Raw genomic sequence first — 7,247 nt, forward strand, 5'->3', positions numbered from 1 at the left:
GACAACACGGTAAAACTATGGGATACCAACACTGGCAAGGAAATCAAAACCCTGACTGGGCATACAAACTCGGTCAATGACGTTAGCTTCAGCCCGGATGGGGAGATGATAGCTTCTGTTAGTGATGACAGCACGGTAAAACTTTGGAATACTAGCGCTGGCAATGAAATCAAAACCCTGACTGGGCATACAAACTCGGTTAATGGCGTTAGCTTCAGTCCAGATGGGAAGATGGTAGCTTCTGCCAATGATGACAAGACAATGAAACTATGGGATATCAAGACTGGCAATGAAATCAAAACCCTGACTGGGCATACAAAATTGGTTAATGACGTTAGCTTCAGCCCGGATGGGAAGATGATAGCTTCTGTTAGTGATGACAGCACGGTGAGATTGTGGAGGTGGGATTTTGATTATTTACTCAAGGAAGGGTGCAATTTTATGCGCGAGTATTTTAAAACCAATCCCCCTGAGAATGAGAGTGACAGCGACTTGTGTCCATCTATAACTCGCAATCCGTAATTCGTATTAAAAAACCATACTAGACATCTCCAAAATAGTAATATTCTGTGGTATAGCGGTTACCGACCTGGTGAGGTACGTTTTCAGAGCTACTAATCTTTAGAAAAAAAGATTTGGAAAGATTTTGGTGTACCTCAGTTGCTTAGGAAACGCTATAAAAGAACATCATGATAAGTTTTTTGACACAAAAATATGAGTGGCATACTGGATTAAATTGGAAAGAATCCTCAAGAAACACAGAGGTTAATTGGTCTGGAGTATGAACAATTACAGCAATTAATCGAAAATGCGAGAAGATTACACTCCAGTGACCTTAGGCTAAAATGAATGCATATACAATTCAAAATTAAATATCTCAAAGCCTTATTTTATCGTACATTTTAGCTAATTCATGATGATTGCATTTACGTCTTATAAGTTAGCGAGACAAAGGCTTTGATTGTTTTTCAGAGATGTCTATTCAATAGCAGGCGTTACAAATTCCAAATATGAATTTACCTCACGCAGAGTCCCAGAGAGTAAGAGTTGATTTTTAAATTTCATATTTAAATTTAGCAACGCAAAATAACACTATGAAAAAAATCCTCATCCTCTTTGCCAATCCCAAAAACACAAGTAATTTGCGCCTCGATGAAGAGGTGCGAGAAATCAAAAACACACTACAACTATCTCCAAATCGAGAAAAATTTCACATCATAACTGAATCTGCGGTACGGATAGATGATTTAACCCGCTTCCTGTCCCACTATCAACCAACAATTGTCCACTTTTCTGGACACGGTTCTGGTACTGATGGATTAGTCTTAGAAGATAATTCTGGACATATGCAACTGGTAAGTACACAAGCCCTCGCAAAGCTATTTGATTTATTTCAGTTACAGATAGAGTGTGTTTTACTCAACGCCTGTTATAGTAAGGAACAAGCTACAGCAATTCACCAACACATTGATTGCGTGGTGGGGATGAATCAGGCAATCGGAGATAGGGCAGCGATTAAGTTTAGCATCGGATTTTATACTGCTTTGGGGGCTGAAAAGAATTATGAAGATTGTTTTCACATGGGTTGTACTTCCATTGATTTACAGGGAATTCCAGAATCTTTAACCCCAGAGATCAAAATTAGGCGACGGCGTTATCAGACAGCACTGCCCCTAAATTCAGTAGAATCGGGCAGGGATAATGGTATATGTAATAACGACAAAGCCTGGCAAAACCGTTCAGTTTCTATTGGGGGTAATGCCACTGGTAGCGCAATTATAACGGGAGATAGTAGCACTGCAAACATCGATTTTCAACAAGTTAGTTTACCCGAACCTGCAAGTGTCAACATAGAAGTAGAACTCAACGCTTTACGTCAGATACTAGCGGAGTTAGAGAGTTCAGACCGTCGTAAAATTGACAATGCTATTGCTGATGCTGGAGAAGAAATCGACAAACCACATCCAGACAAAAACGAAGTGGGTAAAGCATTAGAGCGAGCTTTTCACTATGCTAAAAAAGCCGAAGGGTTTGCTTCTGCAATCGCAAAACTTCAACCATGTCTAGCTAGAATTACTGCATGGCTAGGTACTAATTAGCACTAATTATTGAGTCTAGTTGGTTTAACAATTTGACTTTTGGTTTCCGCGCAGCAGCTAATTGGTAGTGAGGCATAATCTAAAAGTTAGGGTGGAATGAGATGCGATAATCGCAGCCTTATAATTAGATAAAAATTATTTATTTAAGTTTGAGCGACGGCTTTTAGAATAGCCATAGGTAATCTGAATTGCTCCCGCTTCTGCTTCCTCACTTTTAGCTTCTACCATAAATTTTAGCGTTCACTCTAACGTTATTACTACTTTTTAATGCCAAAATTGCTACATTCTTAACTTTCATAGAAACAATTGCACTCTTACCAACGTATCAAAGAAGCGATCACCTACAATAAAATCTACCCCACACCTTCCACAGCCCCCAAAACCAAGAGTGCCGATCGCTGCGCTGCTGTTAACCCAGTCGCCCTCCTAATATTCATCCCTTCATAAAGGCGATCTACTTTCAGGGTTTTAATGCACTCAAGAGTTTGCACATCCCAAAGCTTAATTACATCATCTTGACTAGTACTAGCTAAGATATTACCGAGAGCATTAAATTTAACCGAGCATACTCCACTGCTATGACTATGCAAAACTCTGATACAGGTAAAGTTATTGAGATCCCATAAGCGAATTGTTTGGTCAGAACTGGCCGATGCCAAAGTGCAACCATCGGGACTAAAACTAGCTGACCATACACCAGCAGTATGTCCCTGCAAGACTTTTATGCAGGTAAAGTTACTGCTATCCCATAATCGAATTGAGCCATCAAGACTGGCACTAATGAGTATTTTACCATCAGGACTAAAACTCACTGACCAGACTCCATCAGCGTGACCAGACAAAGTTTTGATACATTTAGCTTTACGCATATCCCACAACTTAACCGAGCAGTCGCCACTACCTGTAGCTAAAGTATTGCCATCAGGACTAAAGCTAACTGACCAGATTGCATCTGTGTGAGCTTCTAGCGTTTTTATACATTTACGCTCGTGAATATCCCACAACTTTACACTCGCGTCTCTACTAGCACTAGCCAAGGTTTGACCATCTGGACTAAAGACGACAGATGTTACTCCACCACTATGGTCATTAATGTTTGTAATACAATGACCAGAAATAACATCCCATAGTTTGATGCTTTTGTCATCACTGCCGCTTGCTAGTAAAGAACCATCAGGGCTAAAGCTAACTGACCATACCCAATCTGTGTGACTTTGTAAAATTTTAGTACAGTATCCAGACGCAATATCCCACAGCCGAACTAAAGCATTAAAACCACCTGTTGCGAATATACAATCATCAGTGTTAAAACTGACCGAATGCGCTCCGCTGAAATGACCCCGTAAAATTCTCACGCACACACCTTTACTTACATCCCATAAACGTACACTCGAATCACTACTGGCACTAACTAAGGTTTGATTATCTGAACTAAAAGTGACTGAGAACACGTTACTGGTATGTCCGTGGAAAATTTTAATGCACGTACCTTGTTGCACACTCCACAACCTTACACTAGAGTCATTACTAGATGTAGCTATAGTTTGACCATCTGAACTAAAGCTAACTGACCACACCCAACCTTTATGACCGTGGAATGTATTAATGCAAGTACTTTTGCTCACATCCCATAACCGAACAGAGTGGTCACTACTGCCGCTGGCTATAGTTTGGCCATCAGGACTAAAGCGAACCGACCATACTCTGCCTACATGTCCGTGCAAAGTTTTTATACATATACCTGTACTGACATCCCACAAGCGAATATCGCAATCTAGACTACCACTCGCCAGGGTAGAACTATTTGGATTAAACCTGACTGAACATACCGCACTAGTATGACCATGCAGGATTTTGAGACACTTACCTAGACGGATATCCCACAATCGAATTGAAGTGTCTTGACTACCACTTGCTAAAGTTTGACCATCTGGACTGAAGCTGACAGAACAAACAATATCTGTATGCTTATCTAAAATTTTTAGGCAATTTCCTGTTTGTGTATCCCATAATTTAATTAATCCATCATGACCACCACTTGCCAGGGTTTGCCCATCTGGACTAAAAGTAACTGTCCAAGCCCAACCTTCATGTCCCTTAAATGTTAACAAGTTTTTTCCATCCGCCACTTGCCACAAATGAATTTGCCCATTTATATCACCCGTAGCCAACAGTTTTCCATCTGGACTCAAGGCAAGTGAATAAATAGTCTTCAAGCTTGTAGCAAATACAGACTTATCAAAAGCGGTATTTTGGAAATTAACTCCAGCTAAATTGACACGCTGTAAGTCCGCTTGCCAAATGTTCAAATTTGAGAAATCATATCCCTGTAGACTGATTTGCAAATGCGCTAACAAGTTGAGGACATTGCCCCCTGCATACCCAGCCAGGATTGCAGCTTGATGTCTTTGCTGCTCCAGTACATCCTGTAACAAAGTTACCAGCTTTTGTTGACTGCCCATCTTTAATAACAATTGCTCAAGTAAGGATTGCACAATTAATTGCTTTTGTGTCTCCCGGATGTATTCTTTGGCTGTTGCCTTGATCAAAGCATGGGTTTGAAACAAGCGTAAACATACAGACTTTTCCCCTACTAATTCTTGACAGACTTGTTCAACCAATCGCTGGGTGGTATATTCCATAACGACTGGTTGTAAAAAGAAACGATCACCACTTTTTTCAATTAATGATCTTTGCAACAGAGATTTAATTGCTGCGGGTAATTGACGCTGGGAAAAAGATGTCACTATATCAGCAGTTAACTCGGCAATGGATACTGGCTCTCGATTAATTGCCAGCCAATACATTACTTCCTCTTCTACTGCTGACAAACGCTGGAACTGGCGTTCTAACAAGTCACGGATGTCCTCAAAAATTAGTATCCCCTGTTCCATATACTGCAAAACAGGGGCAATCTTACCATTGAAAAGCTCTTGGATTCCGGCTGCGACCATTTTTAGTGCTAGAGGATTGCCGCCATAATGCTCAATGAGTACTTGCCATTCTCGTTCTGTACCTGTGAATTGTCCTTTTTGCTGGAATAACTCTTGTCCCTCGATAGGATTTAGTCCCTTTAATGGAAGCGATCGCACTCCTGTTCTGTCACCTTCTAGTGGTACAATTTCTCTGGGTTTTTCTCTGGAAGTGAACAGAACGCAACTAATATGGGGTACTTCCCCAACGCACTTGAATAATTGACCATACCCCTCGTAGCCAGGGCGATATTGTCCCGCTTGACCATCAGAGAGAATTGTCTCAACATTATCTAAAATCACCAAACATCGGTTTGATTGCAAACATTTCATTAGCTTTGATAGTTTTTCATCAAAGTTTTCAGGTATTACCATTTCCTTTCGCAGCGCCCAGAGCAAAAATTGAAGTATATTGGTTAATTGCTCCTCTACTGGTGGTGCATTTAGTAGGCTTCGCCACACCACTACCTCAAATTCGCCTTGAATTTGCAGCCCCAACTTGACTGCTAAAGTACTTTTGCCAATACCACCAATCCCCAGCAGTCCAACTAAACGACACCGTTCCTCTAATATCCAGTGTCGTAGCTGCAATAATTCTTCATTGCGACCATAAAACACAGACACATCCAGTGCTTCTTGCCAGTCATATTGAGGATTTGCGCTTCGGAGTTCCAATTCTGCGGGGTTGGGTCGGGTATAATCGTTTTTACACAACTCCAAATTAAAAGCAGCAAAGGCAGACTGCAACGAACTCTTATCTACAGGTTCAGACCGCCCTAAAATTCTGGATATAGTGTGTAATGCTAAATGCGTGCGCTCGCTCAGTTCTTCTAAAGAAAAGCTATATCCACCATTCTTTTCCAATTCTGCTTTAGCAATGGATGCTTGAACTTTATCCCAGCCTTTGAGGGTCAAGATTACACCTCGATTGCGTCGAGCTTTTTGTTGTTGCATTCGTTTTACTAAGATGAATGGGGTTGCTAAAAATGTAATGAACTAAGCTGGCAGAGAGCTGTCTGAGACTTCAATTCACAGCGATGCTTTAGTTCTTTAATTCACTAACCGGATGTGCTTTGCTAGCTAACCATTGCTTAATTGACTCGACCACAACTTAACTGGTCTTCAGCCCACATAAAGCGCAAGCTGCATGAAAGCGTTTCTTTAGTTGGTCTGGGATAGTAAGGAGCATAATAATGGTTTGTGTAGTGTCTACATAACGCTACAAATGTACAGAACGGCATTCCAGACTGATATTAACAGTCTCGGTAGATTTGCGATAGTAGTTTACTAATACTGATTTAGTCGGTTTAAATAACGCAATTGTGTCCGAATCGAGTGAGCGGACTTACCCAAAAGAATACACGCAAGCGATCGCTGCACTCAAAGAGCAACACCAGCAAGAGTTAGAGCGGCTTTCCCAGGAATTAAGGATTGGTTTGCAAACAGAAGCCACAGCCAGAGCCGAAGCCCAGGTACAAGAGCAAATCCAATCTCTGCAAAACCTGTACAAGCAACAGAAAGAAGAAAATGTTCAGTTACAGCAGCGCCTCTTGGAGATGGAAGGATTACGGAAACTGGAGATTGAGAATCAACAACTCCAGCAACGCATTCAGGAATTAGAAAACGCCATAGAAGAACGCCCTTCTCAACAGTGGGGGAATACCATGACCCAACAGGCAACCAAGGCTTTGAACAAGCAAGTGAAGCAAGCCTTGGAGAAAACTATTGATCTGCGATCGCTAGCGCAAGAACCACCCAAAGAAAATGCCCAAGAATGTCTGCGGCTTATGGGCATGGCTTTGAAGAATCTCGCCAGCGCTATGAACAATACCCAAGCGCTCGAAGCTGCTGCGATAATTCTGGGCAGTAGTCCGACTCCTGAAGCGATCGCCTACCGTTCCGAACAATTGGAAATGTTGCCCCAGGCAGTGAGTGACATTAGGGCAGTGCTTGCAAAGCCAGGGTGTACTTGGCAGGACTATTGGGCAGTGGCGCAAGAGTATGAGGTAATCAAACAGGACTATTGGGGAGAATTGACCACCCAAGAGACTGATTTAATTACTGCTCTCCAGAACGCATCGTCTCAACCGGACACTATTGGCGTTGGTTCTATTGTTGCCCACGCCGATCCATATCGCACTTTGTATGTGGAAAGGGGTGAAGTTGTAGAGGATTT

General features: G+C 41.8%; 3 protein-coding genes and 1 pseudogene. 3 read left to right on the forward strand and 1 reads right to left on the reverse strand.

The annotated features are described in order from the left end of the window. A partial coding sequence (locus RRG12_RS40960) for a WD40 repeat domain-containing protein (protein WP_420763142.1) occupies positions 1-522 on the forward strand: 522 nt, incomplete at its 5' end. A 572-nt stretch (positions 523-1,094) separates the two neighbouring features. After that, complete coding sequence (locus tag RRG12_RS40965; RefSeq protein ID WP_420763143.1) at positions 1,095-2,099, forward strand: CHAT domain-containing protein; 1,005 nt, start codon at positions 1,095-1,097, stop codon at positions 2,097-2,099. Between the two features lie 353 nt (positions 2,100-2,452). Here the strand turns inward: RRG12_RS40965 and RRG12_RS40970 are convergent, their stop codons facing one another. Then, a complete protein-coding gene (locus tag RRG12_RS40970) occupies positions 2,453-6,025 on the reverse strand; it encodes an eIF2A-related protein (protein WP_420763144.1) in 3,573 nt (1,190 codons plus the stop codon). Positions 6,026-6,393: 368 nt separating this feature from the next. On the opposite strand from RRG12_RS40970, the pseudogene RRG12_RS40975 reads away from it, so the two are divergent. Continuing rightward, positions 6,394-7,247, forward strand: a pseudogene (locus RRG12_RS40975) (hypothetical protein); the annotation flags it as partial.

The sequence above is a fragment of the Nostoc sp. CALU 546 genome, assembly GCF_048836525.1.